This is a genomic window from Bacillus sp. TE8-1, assembly GCF_008368855.1.
GTDB classification, from domain to species: Bacteria; Bacillota; Bacilli; order Bacillales; family Bacillaceae_G; genus Bacillus_A; species Bacillus_A cereus.
This window is the reverse complement of record NZ_QPET01000001.1, coordinates 76,155-95,158: the sequence shown is the minus strand read 5'-3', so window position 1 is coordinate 95,158 and position 19,004 is coordinate 76,155. Positions and strand designations below refer to the sequence as shown.

Genomic DNA, 19,004 nt, shown 5'->3' with positions numbered 1-19,004 from the left:
TCTGTATAATCTTTAAAAACACATCTTATCAAGGTTTATTTGGAATACGTATTTTTAACAACATACAAAATACCAAGCATGTAGCCAACAAGATCGGAAGGTCATAGGGTACCATACCTTAGCTTAATAGGGCATGTGATGCGCCCCCTACTTAACCTTTCTGCATAATTTTTCATAGCTAAATTTTATATTTATTAATATTTAAAGGGCAACCTTTATAATCAAATATACATATCGAATGATATAATTAATTATTCTGAATCCTTTTGATAAATACGTTATAGCGGCTACCTTTTATTACCTAATGTGTTAATATATTTATATATGATTTATAAAATATATTTGATAGGGGTGGAAATATGATTAAACTCAAGAAATTATCTACATTATTACTTGCAAGCGCTTTATTGATACTACCTACAAGTGCAAGTGCAGCAAATCTGTATGGTGTTGTGAGTAATAAATGGGATGGAATTGGCACTATCCAGGAAGCTGTAGGTATCGATGGGGATACTATTTTTGTTGGAAATTCTACTGATTTAGCTGTATTAAGCACTGAATCTGGTGGATTAATGGTTTCACATGAAAAGAACAAACCTTCTTTTCCTACAAAGGGCATTGCAAAAACATCTGATGGTAACTTTTTTATTGCGGGTACATCAGGAAAATGGAAAGTTGTAGATTCATCTGCAGGTTTAGTTGAACAAGGGCAACTATCGGACAAACGTAATCCGAGATTTGTTAAGAAACTATTGGATGGAAGGCTTTTATTAGTTTACGATAAAGGTTATTATGCTATCCTTGATGGTGATTCTTATGGCGTAACACGAACAGGGAAATGGCCAAATGATTGGAATATTAACGATTCAATTCAGTTATGTGGACACCTGATCTTGATGGTAGGTGATAAAGGGAAATATCAAGTCATGTCACTAACAAATGGAAACGTCATCAACTTTGGGGATTGGGGATCAACAAAACATGATATTACGTCAATTGACAGACTTTCTGATGGTACTATAATAGCTGTTGGAGAGGGTGCAAAATTCGCCCTTTTTAATAAAGAAGGGGAAAAGATTGAGAGTTCAGAACTGACTGATCAAGAAAGTAAAAATTATAAATGGAATAAAGTGGTGGCCCTCAAGGATAAACATGCAATAGTAATTAGTTCCACTGGTCAGATGCTTTTGGTTCAGATTGATGGAAATAATAAAATTTCTGTTAAAGCAAAAACAAAATTAAATAATTATACTTCTAACGGCACTGTAGTAAAAATTAAAGATAATCAAGTATTCGTTACCCTTGCTAGTGGTCGATATATGGTTTATCAAGCAGATTTATAAAAATTCGAATTTAATAGTAAAACATTTGAAATACAAAAACTGTATTATTTATATAATTTAATTAAAACATAAAAATAACCAGGGGGATTATTTTGAAAAAAATATACTTATTTGTTGGTTTTTTGATGGGGTTTATAGTATTTAATTTGGATGGTATTAAAGTTGAAGCTGCTGAGTTAAATGTAGAACAAATAAAACATTTAGAGTCTTTAGGTTTCACTAAAGAAGAAATTTCGGACATGCCTGAAATGGAAATAATGAAAAACTTAGAAATTGATGGCCAAGTTGTAGCTACCAAAGAAAAGTTTATTAAAGTTACTGAAAATGGAGTTAATAATTCAAGTAAAGAAATTGAAATTGATAAGAACACGTATTTAAATGAAGTTCAACTAGAAGAAGCAAAAAGAGTACAAAAAAGCAATGGTGTGGAAAAACTTTCTAGCGATACGAATACCACATCTTATAAAAAGGTTACAACTAATATTGTCTCTTTAAAAGCAAAACAAAAGTACAGGGTAAAAACTTCCATAGAATGGAGTGTTATGCCTAGTAATAGAAAAATAGATGTTATAGGTACAGGTGTTAACAGTTCTTTTTGGGCTCCTTCTCCAGGATCACAATACGGACAACAAAAATGGAAGCTAAAGTATGATTGTAATAAAACTAAATCTAAGAATGCAACTTATACGAAGGACAGTAACAAATGGTCAAAGGGACCTTCTGGCTATGCTTTAAATATTGATTTACCTAATGATGTTACTAAATCCTACGCTTGTTATAACGAAAAAATACTAACTTTATCCGCATTCTCTTATTATACAGTTGAGAAATTAGCAGCTACTACTCAGATAGATGCTTATGGTAAGTACTTGCATCAAGAAACAACATTCCAAGTTTCTCCGTCTATATCGTTTTCACCTCTTACGTTTGGAGTTTCAGCTAGTCAATCTGATAAATTTACAGAAACTACTACACATGCACAAGTAAAATTCTAAAAACTTTTAAAAAGATTAGCAACTGCTATATTGCAAGGAATAAGAGATGTTGCTCTTATGTAAAATAAAATAAAAGTAGCATGAAAATCTAGTTAACTTTCTGAACAAAATTTTAGTAACGCTTCAACTAATTTAATTTGAAACAAAACTAAATAGTAAATAACTAAAAAAGAGAGCCATGCTCTCTTTTTTAGTCCTCAGTAAAACCTTATTAAATGTGGAGTTTAACTAAAATGTAATTAGATGTACATTCAAGATACCCCTATATCATCATCTATTAACTAGTAAAAGTAACTCTATATAAATAGTTTTTTAGCAATTTAGGAATAGAAACCGTACCTTATTAAAATGTTATTTCCGTTCCTATAATGAATTATCCTTCTAGCATATATATAAGATTTATATCATATATTAGGAGAAAGAATGAAAGTTAGAAGGGAGTCTTATAGAATGAGTTATTTGGAGGGAAATGACTTTAGTGAACAAAATATGGTAAGTGTGCCTAATCCCTACGTATATCAGACATTACAATCAGTAATTGGTAAACATGTGGTTATTGAAACTGTAAGAGGTAATGTAAGAGGAATGTTAAAGGATGTGAAACCAGATCACTTGCTCATTGAAGATACGGTGCCATATATTGTACGGATTCAACAAATTGTATGGATTATGCCAAAACAATAATCAAATTACGTGTAATTTGATTTATAACAGATTAGCGTCATAGGCCACCAAATAAAAACACAGGGTTTTATCTCTGTGTTTCTTCAAACTTTCGTTTTTGAATATATGCTTGGGCATGAATAATTTCTTCCTGAAGCTCTTTTAATTCTTTTATAGATTCTGATTCAATAGCCATGTAAGTAGTAACTAAACTGATCATCATATCCATCTTCTCGACTATATTTTGAATGACCTGTTCAGATTGCTCTTTTTTAGGGTGTTGTATTGCTATTAAAGCATTTTCTATATAATTGTTCTTTCTTTGCTGGATATCATAAATAAACTGTTTTGTGTTTGAGTTCATTTGCTATTCCTCCATTTTGGATATACTTCTATTCTATCATATTCGAATGGAAAATATTAGATTATCCTAAATATACACCTGTCTCGCACATCTCCTCAAATATACAAACTAATCCTTTAATGTAAAGGAAGCTAAGAAAAATTTTTATAAAGAAAAAGCCGATTTCCCTACAAATTAAGGGTATCGGCTTTTGTTCATATTCTTTTACTTAATCAATTTCTGACATAAAACTTATAATAATAACAGTACTTTTACTAGCTAGAAAAGGGTTGATACTGTACATTTTAAAATATCAATTAAGCACTAATATTTTGGTTATGCACCGTTTCACCTTTATGGGAAACATAACTGTGTGCTATCATTCCTAGCATTATTACAAACATGCCACACCAAGATAAAATAGAGGGGAATGAAGAATGTAATAAGATTAGTTCTCCAATAACAGCAAAAAGCACCTCCATAGATTGTGTTGCTTCAACAGTTGCAAGTTGCTGCATATCTCCTTTAACCATATCAGTCGCTTTAAAAAATAAGATAGTTGCAATTACACCAGAGCAAATAGCAACTAAAATAGATTGCATAGTTTGCTCCTTACTAGGTATTCCTGCTGTAAAAAGACCGTACAAGGATAATAAAAACCAAAATGGTAAGCTAGCTAACGTCATTCCAAGGACACGTTGATAAGCATCTAGACGATCTCCACAAACCTCCATCATCTTACGATTCCCGAGTGGGTAAGCAAAAGAAGCTACAATAACAGGGATAATACCTAACATAATATCTTTTACAGCAAGCGATTTTGCTTGTTCCATTTGCATAAGGAAAATACCAAGAAGAATAATCAATGACATACTCATACCCTTCATTGGAATTTTTCCTCTTTTCTTAATAATTCCATCTGGTGTTTGATAGGTTTGGATAAAAAGAGGAGCTAACAAAGATCCTGATATAATAGTAACTTGCCATGTCCCCGCAATAATCCATCCTGGTGCATGTGCAGCGGCAAAACATAATGGAGCATAAAATAGACCAAAACCTACAAAACTCCATAAAAACCATGCACTTAAATCCTCTCTCATAACTTGTAATAATATTTTTAATTTTTTTTGACTCATAACAAGAAGTAAAAGGAATGGAAGCATAAAAATAAACCTTAATGAAGCACTCCATATCCAGCTACCACCTGATAATTCCATTGCTCGATTTAATATAAATGTAAAAGCAAAAAAGAAAGCAGCACATACACCTAAAAAAATAGGGCGCAAATTTCTCATCTCAATCTGCCTCATAAGTCATTAATTTCTCAAGACTTAACCAGTTTTGTTCTACAAGATGCGCTGTTGTTTCGTTATCTTTATTTTTGCAAGCCTCTATAATTTGCTGATGTTGTTCTACTGACTTTAGACCATTTATCGAAGTGAACTGAGAAATTTCGAGACGTTGAATCTTAGATATACTTCGTTCTAACGCACGAATGATTTCAGGATTTCCTGCCACATCTAAAAAAACATTGTGGAATAGCTCGTCAGCTTCAATTGATTTTATAATATCTTTTTTCTCAATAGATAATAGTAAAGCCTTATTACTGAACTCTAATTCTTGAATATCCGATTCTTTTAATAATGGTACTGCTAAACGAGCAGCTAACGAGTGTAAAACTGCTACCACAGTAAATGCGTGTTTCGCCTCCTCAATATTTAATGGTGCAACACGAGTAACTGAACCTGGAATAGATTCAACAAGTCCTTCATCCTCAAGACGCTTCAACGCCTCTCTAACTGGAGTACGGCTAATTCCAAATTCTTCTGCTAATTCTTTGTCATTTAAGCGTTGCTCTGGTTGCAACTCTAATGTAACGATTGCTTTTTTCAAAGTTTGATATACTTCATCTCTAAATGACATACGTTTAATGGGTTTAATAATATCTTTTTTCATAAAACCAATATATCGGATATTAGTTTTATGGTCAACTCTAATTTTCCAATAAAATATACTCGATTATCAAATTCTAAAAACGAACGTTTAAGGAACTCTATTTAGTTCTAACAAAACTTAAAAAATACGGTCAAAAACTAGTTCTAAAGATCATTGCCAAAAACAAAGTATCATAACAAACATCAAATACCGTTTAAGGAATCTTCTTAACGTATGAAAAAATCAAGTTCTTTAAAGAAATAAATCCTTAGCCTACGAAATTCGCGTTTTATTGGTGGGACTCTCTAATTAATTCGCTTAATGGATTCGATCTCGTCTATTTTGGATACTATTTTATGTGAAATGGGGATATTATTTTTATTTCGGATAGATTTCTTGCGAAATATGTATCTAGAGCCGTATTTTAATTTAAATGTGATACGATAATTGTATATATACATTTAGATGGTAAAAGGGGATGAGTTTTGATGAAAAACCATACAATGATAAACGGAAAACTCCTTCAGACTAATAAAAAGTGGCCACATCTCCGAAAAAAACAAAAAGATTATATTTCTAATTAGTTATGTATGGAATACATACAGTTTGTAAGAACGCAACATCGAAAACCTAGAAAATACGAACATGATGAGATTCTTCATAAAGTGATGAATCAAATACAGGAATGTGAAATTTGGATTCCGTACGGTGAAGTGAAAAAATACTATGTAAGCAAAATAGGAAAATGGTTTAGAAAAATAGAAGATGGGTGGGAAATACAAATAGATAACAATGAGCAGCAAGTATTAAAAGAAAAGTAAATACAAATAGGGGGCGTATTTTATGTATAACTTACAAGAAGATATGTATGAACAATTGAAAGAGAAAAAAGGGGAAGTTACTGTATTTTTAAAGAATGGCTTTCCAGTACGTGGGCAGATCCTTGCAACAGATAAATTTGCCTTCCTAATGATGGTTCATGGTAAGCAACAACTAGCCTATAAGCAAGTAATTTCAACAATTCTTAAGTAATTCTTTTTCCTTTTTTCGAGAGAAGAGGAAAAAACACAAAAAAATAGAAGATTGAGATCAATCTTCTTTAAAAAAGGAACAGATGACAGATTACTACTCCAACTCTTAATCAATTATAAATAAGCACATGTAAATATTCAATCCATTCCAAGTTTTCTCAACATCTTTGTCTTATTTTTAAATTATAATATAAGTAATTCTTTTTATTATTATATGTTTGTTCTTTCCTGTTACAGAATCCTTAAGCTATTAAGGATTCCTTTTCTTGTATCTAAAATCCAAAAATAAAAAGATAAGATTCGGAAACACAATCTTATCTTTAGCACAAGGAGTAAACAAAAGGATAACGATCATATTGTTAGTATAATTTGTTTTTTTGTTAATTTTGAATATTAGAGCTGTAACTAACAAGTATATTTATATTGAGAAATTTATTACAAAATTAGTTATAAATGATTCAAAACTCCAATGTAAACTTTTATTTTATTGAAGCTTATTCCACAAACACACCCGTTTGTTCATTTTTTATTGTTTGAAAGCCATACTTTTTATATTGATTCATTTATTGGAAAAACCGAAAGTTTTAAACTCTCTCTATTACATATTTATTTTTGGAAAAATAACCTAACTCCAAATACTAATAATACTGTGCCAGTAATACCCTCTATTGTACGGTTCACCTTTTCTTTTCTTAAAAAAGTTCTTAATTGACGTATTAGAGAAATATAAAATAAATACCATATTGCTGTCAAAGTCGTAAATGTGAATCCCAACAAAAGAAATTGGAAGAAATGACTTTGATTACTCACAATAAATTGGGGTAGAAAACTAAGGAAAAATACAGCCGTTTTTGGGTTTAAGATTGCCGTGGTAAATCCTTGTCTAAAACTTTTAACCGTTCCAATATCCTTAGAGTTTATTTCCACTGAACCTGACATATCTTCTTTTTTAGAAAAGGCACTTTTAATTGACTTTACAGTTAAATAAATTAAATAAAATGCCCCAGCATATTTTATTAATGTAAATAGCATAGCAAATTTCATTAAGATAGCAGAGAGTCCTAGTGTAGCCATTATTGTATGAATCATCATTCCAGATACCGTTCCTAAGACGGTCTTTATCCCACCATTTCTACCATGAGAAATAGTGTTTTTTGTAACTAAAGCAAAACCGGGACCAGGCATCATTATAATAAGGAGTGCTGTTAGGATAAATAGCAAATAATTTTCCATGTTCTGGTGTTTCCTTTCTGATTTTTAGTTTCGCTTATAGTATAGCTTTTTTCCTTAAAACATTAAATATAAAAAGTATGATCAAGATAGTATCATAAACTTTCAAGGTGTTGTAATTGAATTATAGAGGGCTTCACTTGAATAATGTTCTTCTGTAAATGAGCGTTTTAATGGAATGCCAATTACATAAATAATCAGATTTTTGTATGAAAGGATAACTCAATTTATTAAATTAAGATCGTTTTTTAATTACTTTTTCTCGGAACACTCTTAATTTTCTTTCGTCTATCGAGGGTATTAGTATCGACTTGACCAAACATTATCCAAAAACTACATTGATAAAACACACAGCAAAGCTATGCATACATTTTCTTTAGACAATTAGCTAAATATCATATAAGCTGTAATTTTATGGGGATATAATAGCTGATTTTAAAAGTAATTGGAAATAAATGTGAGTCTATGGCCTGTTTTTACACGTATCTTGGCTATACCCCATGTTGATATAAAGGCGTTATCCTTTCCTATGATTTCTCAGAAAGAATAACGCCTTTTTCTTTTTAGGGGGTATTTTGTCTAGTTAGCTTGATAGCGTGGTTCTACCCCTTATAAATGTTACAAAAATCTTTCAAATAGCTCTAACTTGCACAATGCTTCCCGTTAATATAATACGCTGATTCTGTGAAAACCGTAAATACAACCTCTACTTCTGGAAGTCCAAAATCCATTACATATGTAGTAATGGCCTTGGCAAATCGATCACGAATTTCCTGTCCACGCTCGAACCATTTCACTTCAATAAGAGGAAACGCTTCTATTTCTTCTCTATTGAATACAAACGTAGAACTTGGTAGTTCCAACGTAAAATTATCCGTATCACACTCACAAATCTCTGCGAGCTCTTCTACTAATGGCTTGCTTATGTATTTTAATTGTTCAGTAGTAATTCCACGAAACACAACATGCGGCATGTGAATCCCTCCGTTAGATAGCTTTATATTTGCTCACATCATAGCACAATTTATTTTGCTACACTAGAATCTATTGATACATTTCAATGACATTCTTAAGAATGTTTATATATTATTGAAGCAATACAAGTATTGTAACTATTTAAAATTGAGACATCTAATTCATCATACTGGTGGACTAGTTGATTACATGGCATTGGCTGGAGCAGAAAATATTGAATTTACTGATATATTAACTGTGGAAGAATCGCTAAAACACCTTAATGGGCATCAAATTGCAAGGTTCCCTGTTGGCACAAAATTTGAGTATAGCAATACAGGATAATTTTTATTGTCACTAGTGGTAGAGAAGGTAAGTGGCAAGTCCCTACATCAGTTTGTAAAGGAACGTATTTTTGATCCTTTACACATGAAAGACACAGCGATTGTGGATTGCTACCCAGCTACTATTTCAATTGCTAGTGGATATTCGAGGAATGAGCAAGGAACATATAAAATCTATGAAAGCCCTTGGGAACATACAGGGGATGGGGCAGTTCATACAACAGTTGAAGACCTGGTAAAATGGGGAGAAAATTTAACTACAGGTACCGTTGGTGGAAAAAATCTCGTTAAAAGAATGAGCGAAATAGGTCCGAAAATTTCTTCAACTGGGGATACAATTATTTACAATGAAGATTATGCTTTTGGGTTAAGGCTTGTTGAAGGTTTTAACTTTCGATACTTGGAACATTCAGGAAGTTGGGCAGGTTACCGCTCACACTTCATGCGGTTTCCAAAAGAATATTTGTCTGTTGTGGTACTAAGCAACTATGATGAATTTGACTCTAAAAAATATGCTAATGAAATAGCAGGAATTGTTTTAGAAAAATAAAAAATAGGGCTTAGAAGACAGTATCTGAATTTGGTTAACCACACGTTGTTTTAGGTGTAATTGATTTTGAGAACGGAAGGCAAGCATAAATTTATGCTTGCCTTTTTTTTGTATTAAAATGAACATAGATATTTGTATTCATACAGTTAAAAAATTAATTAGAAATTCTTTAAATATAGATTACTCAATGAGGTTGAATGTAATATTTTTCTGAAAAATATTACATAATATATATTCTAATTATTAGACTTAATTTTGTTGAAAATTGAAATATTAATTAATATTCCTATTGCTATTAAATTAACCATTAAAGAGCTTCCACCAAAACTTACAAATGGAAATGGGGTACCTGTAAGAGGAAATAGTCCTGTAATACCACCTAAATTTACAACAGATTGCATACCGATCATACATCCTATACCAATCGCTATAAAACTGCCGAATGGATCTACACATAATTGTGCAATTTTTAAGGAGCGAAGTACTATAGTCAAAACTCCAGCCAATAGAATAAATACACCAATAAATCCTAGTTCTTCAGAAACTATTGCCATTATAAAATCAGTGTGTGGTTCTGGAAGATAACCTGTTTTTTGTATACTATTTCCAAATCCACGACCAGTGATTCCTCCAGAGCCTATGGCAATAAAAGAATTTACAAGCTGGTATCCATTTCCTTGCGCATCAACAAAGGGATTGAAAATCGTAGTAATACGTATCTTTTGAACTTCTGATAAACTATATTGAATCAAATAATATAAAATAGGTAACCATAAAATAGAACCGATGGTAGTTCTTTTGATTAGTAGATTTATATTTATTCCTGAGCAAAGAAATATGCTAAAACCTATACCTAATATTAAAAGTGCAGATCCTAAATTTGGTTGTTTAAAGATAAGAAAAAAATTGTAGCTAAAAAAAATAAAAGTTTTCCCATACTACTCCAGTTATTTTTAGCTTGTTCTTGTCGTAGTGCAAAAAAACGGGCTGTTACAAGTATTGTTCCTAATTTAAGAAATTCAGCTGGCTGTATTCCAAAGATCCATGATTGAGCATTATTTACCACTTTTCCTTTCCATAAAACCATAATTAATAAAAAAATCCCCCCAACCATAATACAGATGGAGATTATTCGTTTTTTCCATATTTCATATGGGAGTATAGCACAAACTATTAATCCTATTGTTCCTAAAAGTAGCTTTGTTAATTGAGAATCAACAAAGTGTCTACTGTTATAACCGTAATGCTGGACAGCGACAATGGAGCTCGCACTATACATCATGATAATACCTAAAGTACATGTTATGAATAGAGGAAGGAGCAATAAATAATCGAGTTTTAATATTTTTTTCATTTTAATATCCTCCTAATTTAAAACAAAACATAATATTACATTTGCTAATGAATAGAATCTTGTTCTCGTCAATTAATAAATATGACTTGTGTTTAGGAAGATTCTATCGCTTACTCCCTGTTTTTTTTAACGCAAAAATCCCCCTAGTATGTAACTAGAGGGATTTAAAATGGCATGACTAAATAAGGCTTTTCTCCCCCTAGTAGAGCTTTGGCACTATACAACGTAAAGTAATGAAAATTCATTACTTAGCTATCTTAAGAAGAGCCTTAATCCGACAATTCCTGTTCTACCCATTGGCGTCTTTCGACATTTTTGGGCAATAGCCTGTGTTTGTATAGGAGCCTCACCTAACAGGTTCAGCAATATAAATTTTATGTATTTGTTTCGTGTGGCAAGCATAAATATATTTTTTTTGATTGTCAAGTAACCGTATTGCTAATTTTATATATTTTATTGTTTTATAGCCCTTTGAGAAATGATGTACGAAAATGTATGTAATCATTTCGTATAAATACATATTTTCGACTTGTAGTGTATAGTTCGATTAAGTAATTTAATCATATAAATTTGATAAATGGTAAAGAAGATTTTAATCATAAAAGAAGATTTTTTTAAGAATGTTCTTTTGATATACAGAATGACTAATTATTTATCTTCTGTTATAAAGTTGGAATTTGATTAGGTTCATATGTTTTATAACGTTTGTTCGAATTAAATCTATTTGAATTCTATGTTTTTTAAGAGGAATTTTAAATTTATAATAAAATATAATTTCATTTTCTATAAAAGATTTTTTTATGAATGGAATTGAAAGTCAGTTGACAAATATTAAATTCTGGTTTAAATTTTGAAGTAATTCAATAAGCTTTGTTAGGTGAGGCTCCTGTATAGAGAAACGCTGCTGCCCAAAAATGTCGAGAGACGCCAATGGGTCAACAGGAACGGTCGGATTAAGGCCCTTCTTAATGTAGCTGGTTATAAAAACCTATGCTATACAGTGCTAAAACTCAACGAGGGAGTGGTATACGATTTGATAGAAAGGCACCTCTGTGATTTTGGCAGAGCTGTCTTAATAATCATTTATTTGTATTGTAAAAAACCTTTACTCCTTTTTGAGTAAAGGTTTTTCTGTTTAATGTTATTTGTTTTATCTTGTCTATATTCAAAAAGGAGGTAATTTTAAATAATGAATTGATTGCAATGTAACTATTATTGATCTAATAAAAAATTTAAGACAGATAAAATAAAACAAAACCACTCATGAAACTCTAGAGTCTCCCTTAGCAATATGAGGAGGAGTTAACATGAAGAAATTATTAAAGGAATTACTTATAACCAAAAATAACTTGGATGCAGAGAAAGTTTTACGTCATCCATCGTATGATATTGCACAAGAAGTAAAACAGTTTTCAATTGAAAATCAAGTCATATTGCTAAATACGATTCCTGTATTAAAAAGCTCTAAAATTCTTCAATATATGAGTGCAGAAGAAAAATATAATATCTTAATTCACTTATCTGAAAACAAAGCTAAAAAGTTACTAAATTTACAACCGATTGATGAATTAGTAGATTTACTGCTAGCGGTTCATCCGGAAAAACAAGCTAAATTAATGGCGTATCTAGATAAAATCACAAAACATAACGTGAAAAAATTGATGACTTTCAAACCTGAAACGGCAGGAAGTCTTGTAACAAGTGATTTTGTTGCAGTTAGAGGAAATTGGTCAGTAAAAATGACATTGAAGTACATTAGGGAACATTCTAAAAATGTAGAATCAATATCTTATAGTTATGTTCTTGATAATCACGGTTATCTTAAGGGAATCGTTTCCATACATGAGTTATTACTAGCAACAGATGAAGAAATATTATCTACTATCATGATTCAAGAGGTAATTTCAGTACACGCTGAAGTTGACCAGCAAGAAGTTGTAAAAAAGCTACTGAATTATAATTTAGCAGTAATACCTGTCACAACAGCAAATAATAAAATGATTGGTATTATAACATTTGATGACGTAATGAATGTTATGGAAGCAGAAGCTACAGAAGATATTCAAAAGTTAGGCGGAAGTGAACCATTGAATCAATCTTACTTTGAAGCTAGCATTTGGAGCATTTTCTTAAAACGTCTACCATGGTTATTACTTCTTTTTGTTGCTGAGGCATACACAGGTACGGTATTAAAGTATTTTGAAGATGAAATTGAAACTGTAGTTGCCCTTGCTTTCTTTGTTCCATTATTAGTAGGTACTGGAGGGAATACAGGAACACAGGTTGTAGCAACAATTACTCGTGCAATTGGTATTGGAGAGGTGAAATTTAAAGACATTTTCCGTGTAATGAAAAAGGAATTTGCAATTGGTATGCTTCTTGGACTTGCACTTGGGATAGCTGGGCTCACTCGCGCTTATATGTTAGGAGTTGGAACAGAAGTTTCACAAGTTGTAGCAACCACTTTATTATTTATTGTTATTTGGGCCTCTCTTGTTGCAGCTGTTTTACCTTTGATTCTAAGAAAATTAAAACTAGATCCTGCAGTTGTTTCAGGTCCATTTATTACAACATTTGTTGACGGAACAGGATTAGTAATTTATTTCATGGTTGCAAAAACGTTATTAAATTTGTAAGTATACACTCAAATAAATAAGAAATGTAAAATAAGTATTTTGCATTGCTTGCTAAGACTTAGTGGGGAACTCGGGAATGAGGAAAATAAACGCTTTTGTCTTTATTAAAAAATATTTTAAAGGATTCATTGAATGTAATTAATACCGGAGGATAAAACTATGAAACATCTAAGAAAAATCTTCAAACGAATTTTGCTTCTATTTTCTATTTTCATGCTTATTGGCATAGGAATATTATTTGGTACTAGCTATGGCCGAGAGCTTCGTATAACAATCGCTGGGAGCATACTAACTTCTCAGCATCCACAATATGCGACATATACATTCCTATCCCAAAAGGAACTAGATAAACTGCAAGATAGAATTAATCATCCGAAATGGTCAAACAGTGATGAGCATATTTATAAAAAAATAGCAGGAAAAAGATTAGAAGAATTAAAAAATCAGCCATTAGAAATTGGTGTAGAAACAATTAAAAGCAATAAAGATAGTCGTTTTCTTTTCGAAGGAAGGTTAGTTACCATAAGCAATCCCTTCAATGTTAAACTTGTTAGCCATCAAGGAACACAGGGCACTAACAGGGGAGAAAAAATTAGTGTAATGGCAAAACGTAATCATGCACTTGTTGCTGTGAATGCAAGTGGATTTGCTGATGAAACAGGGAGGGGTGGAGGAAATGTGGCAACTGGCATAGTAATAGAAAATGGGAAAGCTATTGATACGAATATGGATAGAAATACCCCTACAATTATTACGGGTTTAACAAAGTTTGGGCAAATGATAACAGGAAATTATTCAACCCAACAACTTTTGGATAAACAAGTCGTTTCAGCAGCAGGATTTATGCCACAGTTAATTGTAAATGGAGAAAAAATGATTACAGAAGGAGACGGTGGCTGGGGTTCTGCTCCGCGAAGTATTATGGCCCAAAAAGAAGATGGCACAATTATGTTTCTAGTCATTGACGGTAGGCAGACGCATAGTATAGGAGCTACGTTAAAAGAGTGTCAAGATATTCTATATGAAAAAGGAGCTATAAATGCAATGGCAATGGATGGAGGATCTTCGGCTACGTTATATTTAGGAGGAAAGGTTATAAATTCACCTTCTACTTTATCCCATGAAGATCGTTATTTACCGAATGCTTGGGTAGTAACAGCAAATCCAAAACAAAAAATAAAGATGACAATAGATGGGGAAAAAGTAAATCCCAAAACATTAGATGAAATTCAGAATAATATTTGAACTAATATAATTTACAGAAGATATTTCCTTTCACATTTTTTAAGGGAAATATGGTGAATTATTTTTGGTGAGGACAGGAAGGGAAATCCAAAACAATTCTAATTTTTGCATTCATCTACTTGAAAGATGAATGCTTTTTTTCGTACATAATAAAAAAATAAACATTTTTGTCACAAAACTCGTTTTTCCGGGTTCTTTATAATACAGGTATCAAATGAGAGTGAGGTTTTAACTGACATGTTAAAGATAAAAAAGGAAGAAAGGCCTGTCTCGGATGTGACATTTGAAGATGTATTTAAACAATACTATGTTTACGTTGTGAAACAAATTCTATGGATTGTTAAAAATCAACCTATTGCTGAAGAACTAGCACAAGAAGTATTTTTACAGCTATATAGAAATGATTGGAAAACAATTGAAAGTTTACCTGGTTGGCTTATAAAATCTTCTACTTATGTTGCATATAAATATCTACGATCCGAAAAAAGACATCAGGCAAGAATAGAAAAAACCATACAATACCATGAGGAGCAACCTATATCATCATTAGCTGATGATTGGATTAGAAAAGAAGAGATTACAAAAGTACAAAACGTACTTAGTAATATGAATGAACGAGATCGAACCGTATTGTTAATGAAATTTTCTGGTTTTCAATATAAAGAGATTGCAGATGTACTTCAGATTGACATATCTTCTATTGGAACACTATTAATCCGAGCCAAACAGAAGTTTCGTAAGATGTATAAACAAATAGAGGAGGCATAAAAAATGAATTGTTATGATAAGGGATTTGTTCAAGCATTTATAGATGGGGAGCTTCCTCATCATACAAGAAGAGAGTTTACAAAACATCTAGATACATGTGAAGTGTGCCAAGATACATTACTTGAAATTAGTAAATTAAATCAATGGGAACATGTCATGTTAGAGGAAGAAACAATACACTCATCACAAGACATCAACATTGATATCGATCAAGCATGGAAAACATTTGAAAGTCGCACAAAACTAGAAAATATTTCTTATATAAATAAAAAAACTGAACAGAAGAAGGGATTGTTTACAAATATGAATAAAAAATCAAAACGCGTTATGTATGCTGCAGTAGCTGCAGCAGGACTTTTCACAACAGCTATGATTCCACAAGTACAAGTGGCAGCCACAAATGTTGCTTCGTATTTTTCCAATGAAGTTTCAAATGATAAGGTTGTAAACGAAGGTATGAAAGATGAGAATGGTGTCACACAAGATATGATGAAAAATGGCCAGTACATTCCGATTGATGAGAAAATTACAGACCAAGGTGTGACGGTACATTTTAAGGAATTATATATTGCAGATTCACGTATATCCGTTCATTATAGAATTGAAAAAGCTGATGGGAGTTTAGTACCATTTGAGTTTGATACAAATGGATTAAATTTAAAAAACGAAGGTAAGAAAAATGGTCAACAAGAAGAAAACCCAGAATACTATGGAAAAGATGGAAGCTTCTCACAATTACCATTTATTCAAGGAGAAAGTGGCCTATCATTCAAGCTAAAAGCAGCTGGACAAGAACTAAAACATGTAGGTATTCGTGATAAAGATCGACCGGAGAGTGTCCTTACATTTGTGGAAGGTCCTGATGGAAAAGGTTCCTTTAAACAGCCACTTACATTGGATGTAAATATAGATAGAATTGGAAAGGTAGCTGGTTCCTGGAAGGGGGAAATTCAAATTGACCCTTCTAAGTTGAAAAAATAAGACAAATTGAAATGAGAAAAAGGATAGAACGATATGTATCTCATACGAAGTTTATACTCTTTCTGGTGTTACTTACATGTATTTCGTACATGATTTTTACTCTATCTCTTTTAATTAAATAATTCAAAAACATCCCAATAGAGTAAATTCTATTGGGATGTCTTATTGAACCCAGTATAATGCTAATTGTTCTATAGGAATTGTTTCAAAATAGGGTATGTTCGAATGAGTTTTATGTAAAAAAGCAGCTGGAGAAGTGCAGTATTGATATATATTCCAAAAGTGTTGTTACAAAAACAAAGAACTGGATATTGGCTAGCTCAATCCAATTTGCTTTCATATTCTTTCATTAGTTTATAAAATGTGTTTTTCTTTAGTTCTAACTAAAGTATAATTTAAACTATATATTTATTACATAATAAATATCAAAATGAAGTGAATTTAATATAAATTTTAAATCACTATCTATTATCAATGAAAATAATAAAAGTTCAGCAATTTTGTATTGCTGAACTTTTATTCCTTATTCTTTCCTATTCTGCCTAAACTATCTTTAATAGTTGTTTCCCCAAGTTGTGTATATAGCAAAGCTGTATCTTGACTGGTATGCCCAAGTTGTTGCATCACTTGTAACGAGTCTTTTTCTTCCATATATAATTTATTTGCCAATGTATGTCTTAATTTATGAGGAGACATTCTTTTACCGTACGCCTTAGTATATTTTTCAACGATATCTTGGATAGCCCTAACCGAAAGAGGCTGTGCAGTATGTTTATACTTCGATAAAAACACATTTTTTAATTCTTTCCCTGGAGCATATTTGTTATCTCTAATTTCCATATACTTTTCTAAATCATTCAATGCAATTGGTGTAATCCATACAGAATCTTCTTTGTTTCCTTTTCGGATTACATCAATCAGTCTTTCTTTTAAGTTTATATCTTCCATACGAAGATCGGCCAATTCACTTACACGAATACCGCTACCAAGAAAAAGGGAAAGGATAGCTACATCACGATCTTTATCTCTTAAGAAATAGAATAACTGATGTTTTGTTAAAGACTTTTCATGTTCGTACTTTACGTAATTCAAAAATTCTTGATCGTCATCATTATGGAATATTTTAGATCTCATACGTTTTGCACGAGCATTTAATGTTTCTTTATCTTTATGTATTTCTATTTTAGCCATTACATTTCTATAAAAATAGCATTCTCCATCGTCATTCTCTGATAGGGAGGTGAGGTACTTAAATAAAGACTTTAAGGCCGAAATTTTTCTGTTAACAGAGGAATTCTGCATGTTTTGTTGTAGTTTTAGAAACCTCATAAAGTTCTCAACATCTTTTTTCTTTAAATTCTCCAAATCAGAGAAGGATATGTCTTTAATAGGCTTAAATTCAATAATTTGTTCAGATAATAGCCAATTAAAGAAGACTCTAAAATCATATACATAATTCAGTAGGGTGGAGGGAGAGGCATCATGCAATTCTTTATACTCCACAAATTCTTCTATGTAAAAGGGCATTTCAATTAAATTCTCGTATAATTTCTTACGATGTACGGATTTTTGACGTTGTTTACTGTAATCCATAAAAATCACCTCATATATACTATAACAGAAAAGAGTACCGAACACAAGTTCGCGTTAAATTCAATTTTTACACAAACTTATTTATATAATTAAATTATGAAATACTAAAATATACTCAAAACTGAATCGTATAGTGTAGTTATTCAAATGAAAATTATAGCTAACTAAGTGATAATTTTGTATAAAACCATAAAAATTAGTGCAAAAACTACATATAAATGTATGTAAAATAAAACAATTTTTATATATAAATTCATGCAAAAAATCAATATATGAAAACAGTTTAAAATTCGTTATCTAACATGCATTGGTTAATTTAATCATAATTATGAGGAGTTAATTAGATCACCATAAGAAAAAATCCTATATAGTAAAAGGTAATTTACTATGAATATTTTCAATGAATTGTTCAGTATTTAATGATTCCTATATAAAATATGAATTATATAGACACATACCAATATACTGAGATTCATGCAATTGAGCTAGAAATCCCTAAATACTGTATTAGATTTTTATTTATATACCTTATTGTTCGTAAAATTGGTATTTCGTGCGAAGTTGTTAGTGATTATTTTTCCAAGCTTTTATAAAGGCATCATATACCCTACCTTTCATCAGTATAAATATCTTTTAGTTTCTGGTATGTTCAGCTATACATATTAATATTATAAATGATTGCTTATAGAACATATCTAATATATAACATTTTAATGCGAAACAGTTTACTTTAACTCCTTAAGACTAAATAGATGGTGTATTTTACAAAATTTAATTGTTGTAATGTCGAAATAGAGCATTTCCTTTAATTCTTTTTATTATAGCCGGTTTAGCTAAACGTTCTGCTAAATATTATTTAAATACAAATTTCAAAATGTAACTACTAAATTTCTCTTTCCGTCTCAATGATATAAGTATTCTTTTTGTTTTGAGATTTATTCACTTGTTTTTTATAAATCCCTATTAGATAAGTTATGCAAACTAATGAAAAATAAGTAAGTTTGGATAGCCGTATATCAGTGGTTTCCAGCAACATTCC

14 protein-coding genes, 3 pseudogenes and 2 riboswitches are annotated in these 19,004 nt (G+C 31.2%); of the genes and pseudogenes, 10 read left to right on the top strand and 7 right to left on the bottom strand.

All coding sequences use genetic code 11. From position 1 onward, the window contains the following. The first annotated feature begins 359 nt into the window (after nucleotides 1-359). The 3 genes from DN404_RS00475 to DN404_RS00465 all read left to right on the top strand — a co-directional run bounded on the left by DN404_RS00475 (nucleotide 360) and on the right by DN404_RS00465 (nucleotide 3,022). Nucleotides 360-1,343, top strand: coding sequence for a hypothetical protein (locus DN404_RS00475; RefSeq protein WP_149214551.1), 984 nt, complete (start codon nucleotides 360-362; stop codon nucleotides 1,341-1,343). A 92-nt stretch (nucleotides 1,344-1,435) separates the two neighbouring features. After that, on the top strand, nucleotides 1,436-2,338 hold the full coding sequence (locus tag DN404_RS00470; protein ID WP_149214550.1) for a hypothetical protein: 903 nt from the start codon (nucleotides 1,436-1,438) through the stop codon (nucleotides 2,336-2,338). 450 nt (nucleotides 2,339-2,788) lie between these two features. After that, nucleotides 2,789-3,022: a YuzF family protein gene (locus DN404_RS00465; protein WP_149214549.1), complete on the top strand. Its 234-nt coding sequence runs from the start codon at nucleotides 2,789-2,791 to the stop codon at nucleotides 3,020-3,022. A 67-nt stretch (nucleotides 3,023-3,089) separates the two neighbouring features. Here DN404_RS00465 and DN404_RS00460 read toward each other — a convergent pair whose 3' ends face one another. From DN404_RS00460 to DN404_RS00450, 3 genes are all read right to left on the bottom strand, one after another. After that, the gene (locus DN404_RS00460) at nucleotides 3,090-3,365 is read right to left on the bottom strand and encodes a hypothetical protein (RefSeq protein ID WP_149214548.1); all 276 of its coding nucleotides are present in this window, start codon (nucleotides 3,363-3,365) and stop codon (nucleotides 3,090-3,092) included. Nucleotides 3,366-3,661: 296 nt separating this feature from the next. Further along, complete coding sequence (locus tag DN404_RS00455; protein ID WP_179951840.1) at nucleotides 3,662-4,639, bottom strand: DMT family transporter; 978 nt, start codon at nucleotides 4,637-4,639, stop codon at nucleotides 3,662-3,664. A 1-nt stretch (nucleotide 4,640) separates the two neighbouring features. Beyond that, nucleotides 4,641-5,300, bottom strand: a complete 660-nt coding sequence (locus tag DN404_RS00450) for a GntR family transcriptional regulator (RefSeq protein WP_149214546.1) — start codon at nucleotides 5,298-5,300, stop codon at nucleotides 4,641-4,643. A 467-nt stretch (nucleotides 5,301-5,767) separates the two neighbouring features. Between DN404_RS00450 and DN404_RS00445 the strand changes: the two are divergent. Continuing rightward, nucleotides 5,768-6,100: pseudogene (locus DN404_RS00445) on the top strand (transposase). Between the two features lie 22 nt (nucleotides 6,101-6,122). Continuing rightward, on the top strand, nucleotides 6,123-6,311 hold the full coding sequence (hfq, locus tag DN404_RS00440) for an RNA chaperone Hfq (RefSeq protein WP_149214545.1): 189 nt from the start codon (nucleotides 6,123-6,125) through the stop codon (nucleotides 6,309-6,311). A 605-nt stretch (nucleotides 6,312-6,916) separates the two neighbouring features. Here hfq and DN404_RS00435 read toward each other — a convergent pair. Together DN404_RS00435 and DN404_RS00430 are read right to left on the bottom strand one after the other, a co-directional pair. Further along, nucleotides 6,917-7,543: a LysE family translocator gene (locus tag DN404_RS00435; RefSeq protein WP_149214544.1), complete on the bottom strand. Its 627-nt coding sequence runs from the start codon at nucleotides 7,541-7,543 to the stop codon at nucleotides 6,917-6,919. 638 nt (nucleotides 7,544-8,181) lie between these two features. Next, nucleotides 8,182-8,514: a DUF1904 family protein gene (locus DN404_RS00430; protein ID WP_149214543.1), complete on the bottom strand. Its 333-nt coding sequence runs from the start codon at nucleotides 8,512-8,514 to the stop codon at nucleotides 8,182-8,184. Nucleotides 8,515-8,659: 145 nt separating this feature from the next. Here DN404_RS00430 and DN404_RS00425 point away from each other — a divergent pair. Next, nucleotides 8,660-9,388: pseudogene (locus tag DN404_RS00425) on the top strand (serine hydrolase domain-containing protein); the annotation flags it as partial. 236 nt (nucleotides 9,389-9,624) lie between these two features. Here the strand turns inward: DN404_RS00425 and DN404_RS00420 are convergent. After that, nucleotides 9,625-10,667 (bottom strand): annotated as a pseudogene (locus DN404_RS00420) (FtsW/RodA/SpoVE family cell cycle protein). A gap of 263 nt (nucleotides 10,668-10,930) precedes the next feature. Next, nucleotides 10,931-11,107: riboswitch (M-box (ykoK) riboswitch) on the bottom strand. A gap of 497 nt (nucleotides 11,108-11,604) precedes the next feature. Then, a riboswitch (M-box (ykoK) riboswitch) is annotated at nucleotides 11,605-11,770 on the top strand. Nucleotides 11,771-12,049: 279 nt separating this feature from the next. Here DN404_RS00420 and mgtE point away from each other — a divergent pair. The 4 genes from mgtE (at nucleotide 12,050) to DN404_RS00400 (ending at nucleotide 16,372) form a co-directional block, all read left to right on the top strand. Then, nucleotides 12,050-13,378, top strand: coding sequence for a magnesium transporter (gene mgtE, locus DN404_RS00415; protein ID WP_149214542.1), 1,329 nt, complete (start codon nucleotides 12,050-12,052; stop codon nucleotides 13,376-13,378). A 159-nt stretch (nucleotides 13,379-13,537) separates the two neighbouring features. Beyond that, nucleotides 13,538-14,623, top strand: a complete 1,086-nt coding sequence (locus tag DN404_RS00410; RefSeq protein WP_149214541.1) for a phosphodiester glycosidase family protein — start codon at nucleotides 13,538-13,540, stop codon at nucleotides 14,621-14,623. Nucleotides 14,624-14,860: 237 nt separating this feature from the next. Beyond that, nucleotides 14,861-15,391, top strand: coding sequence for an RNA polymerase sigma factor SigX (locus tag DN404_RS00405; RefSeq protein WP_149214540.1), 531 nt, complete (start codon nucleotides 14,861-14,863; stop codon nucleotides 15,389-15,391). Nucleotides 15,392-15,394: 3 nt separating this feature from the next. Further along, the gene (locus DN404_RS00400) at nucleotides 15,395-16,372 is read left to right on the top strand and encodes a DUF4179 domain-containing protein (RefSeq protein WP_149214539.1); all 978 of its coding nucleotides are present in this window, start codon (nucleotides 15,395-15,397) and stop codon (nucleotides 16,370-16,372) included. A 516-nt stretch (nucleotides 16,373-16,888) separates the two neighbouring features. On the opposite strand, the gene xerS is transcribed toward DN404_RS00400, so the two are convergent. Next, entirely contained in the window at nucleotides 16,889-17,965 is a 1,077-nt protein-coding gene (gene xerS / locus DN404_RS00395) for a tyrosine recombinase XerS (protein ID WP_149214538.1), read from the bottom strand. Between the last annotated feature and the right edge of the window lie 1,039 nt (nucleotides 17,966-19,004).

Excerpts from the sequence above, each read along its gene's own strand:
- DN404_RS00475 (WP_149214551.1), top strand. The coding sequence starts at position 360 with ATGATTAAACTCAAGAAATTATCTACATTATTACTTGCAAGCGCTTTA.
- DN404_RS00465 (WP_149214549.1), top strand. The coding sequence starts at position 2,789 with ATGAGTTATTTGGAGGGAAATGACTTTAGTGAACAAAATATGGTAAGT.
- DN404_RS00460 (WP_149214548.1), bottom strand. The coding sequence starts at position 3,365 with ATGAACTCAAACACAAAACAGTTTATTTATGATATCCAGCAAAGAAAG.
- DN404_RS00455 (WP_179951840.1), bottom strand. The coding sequence starts at position 4,639 with ATGAGAAATTTGCGCCCTATTTTTTTAGGTGTATGTGCTGCTTTCTTT.
- DN404_RS00450 (WP_149214546.1), bottom strand. The coding sequence starts at position 5,300 with ATGAAAAAAGATATTATTAAACCCATTAAACGTATGTCATTTAGAGAT.
- hfq (WP_149214545.1), top strand. The coding sequence starts at position 6,123 with ATGTATAACTTACAAGAAGATATGTATGAACAATTGAAAGAGAAAAAA.
- DN404_RS00435 (WP_149214544.1), bottom strand. The coding sequence starts at position 7,543 with ATGGAAAATTATTTGCTATTTATCCTAACAGCACTCCTTATTATAATG.
- DN404_RS00430 (WP_149214543.1), bottom strand. The coding sequence starts at position 8,514 with ATGCCGCATGTTGTGTTTCGTGGAATTACTACTGAACAATTAAAATAC.
- mgtE (WP_149214542.1), top strand. The coding sequence starts at position 12,050 with ATGAAGAAATTATTAAAGGAATTACTTATAACCAAAAATAACTTGGAT.
- DN404_RS00410 (WP_149214541.1), top strand. The coding sequence starts at position 13,538 with ATGAAACATCTAAGAAAAATCTTCAAACGAATTTTGCTTCTATTTTCT.
- DN404_RS00405 (WP_149214540.1), top strand. The coding sequence starts at position 14,861 with ATGTTAAAGATAAAAAAGGAAGAAAGGCCTGTCTCGGATGTGACATTT.
- DN404_RS00400 (WP_149214539.1), top strand. The coding sequence starts at position 15,395 with ATGAATTGTTATGATAAGGGATTTGTTCAAGCATTTATAGATGGGGAG.
- xerS (WP_149214538.1), bottom strand. The coding sequence starts at position 17,965 with ATGGATTACAGTAAACAACGTCAAAAATCCGTACATCGTAAGAAATTA.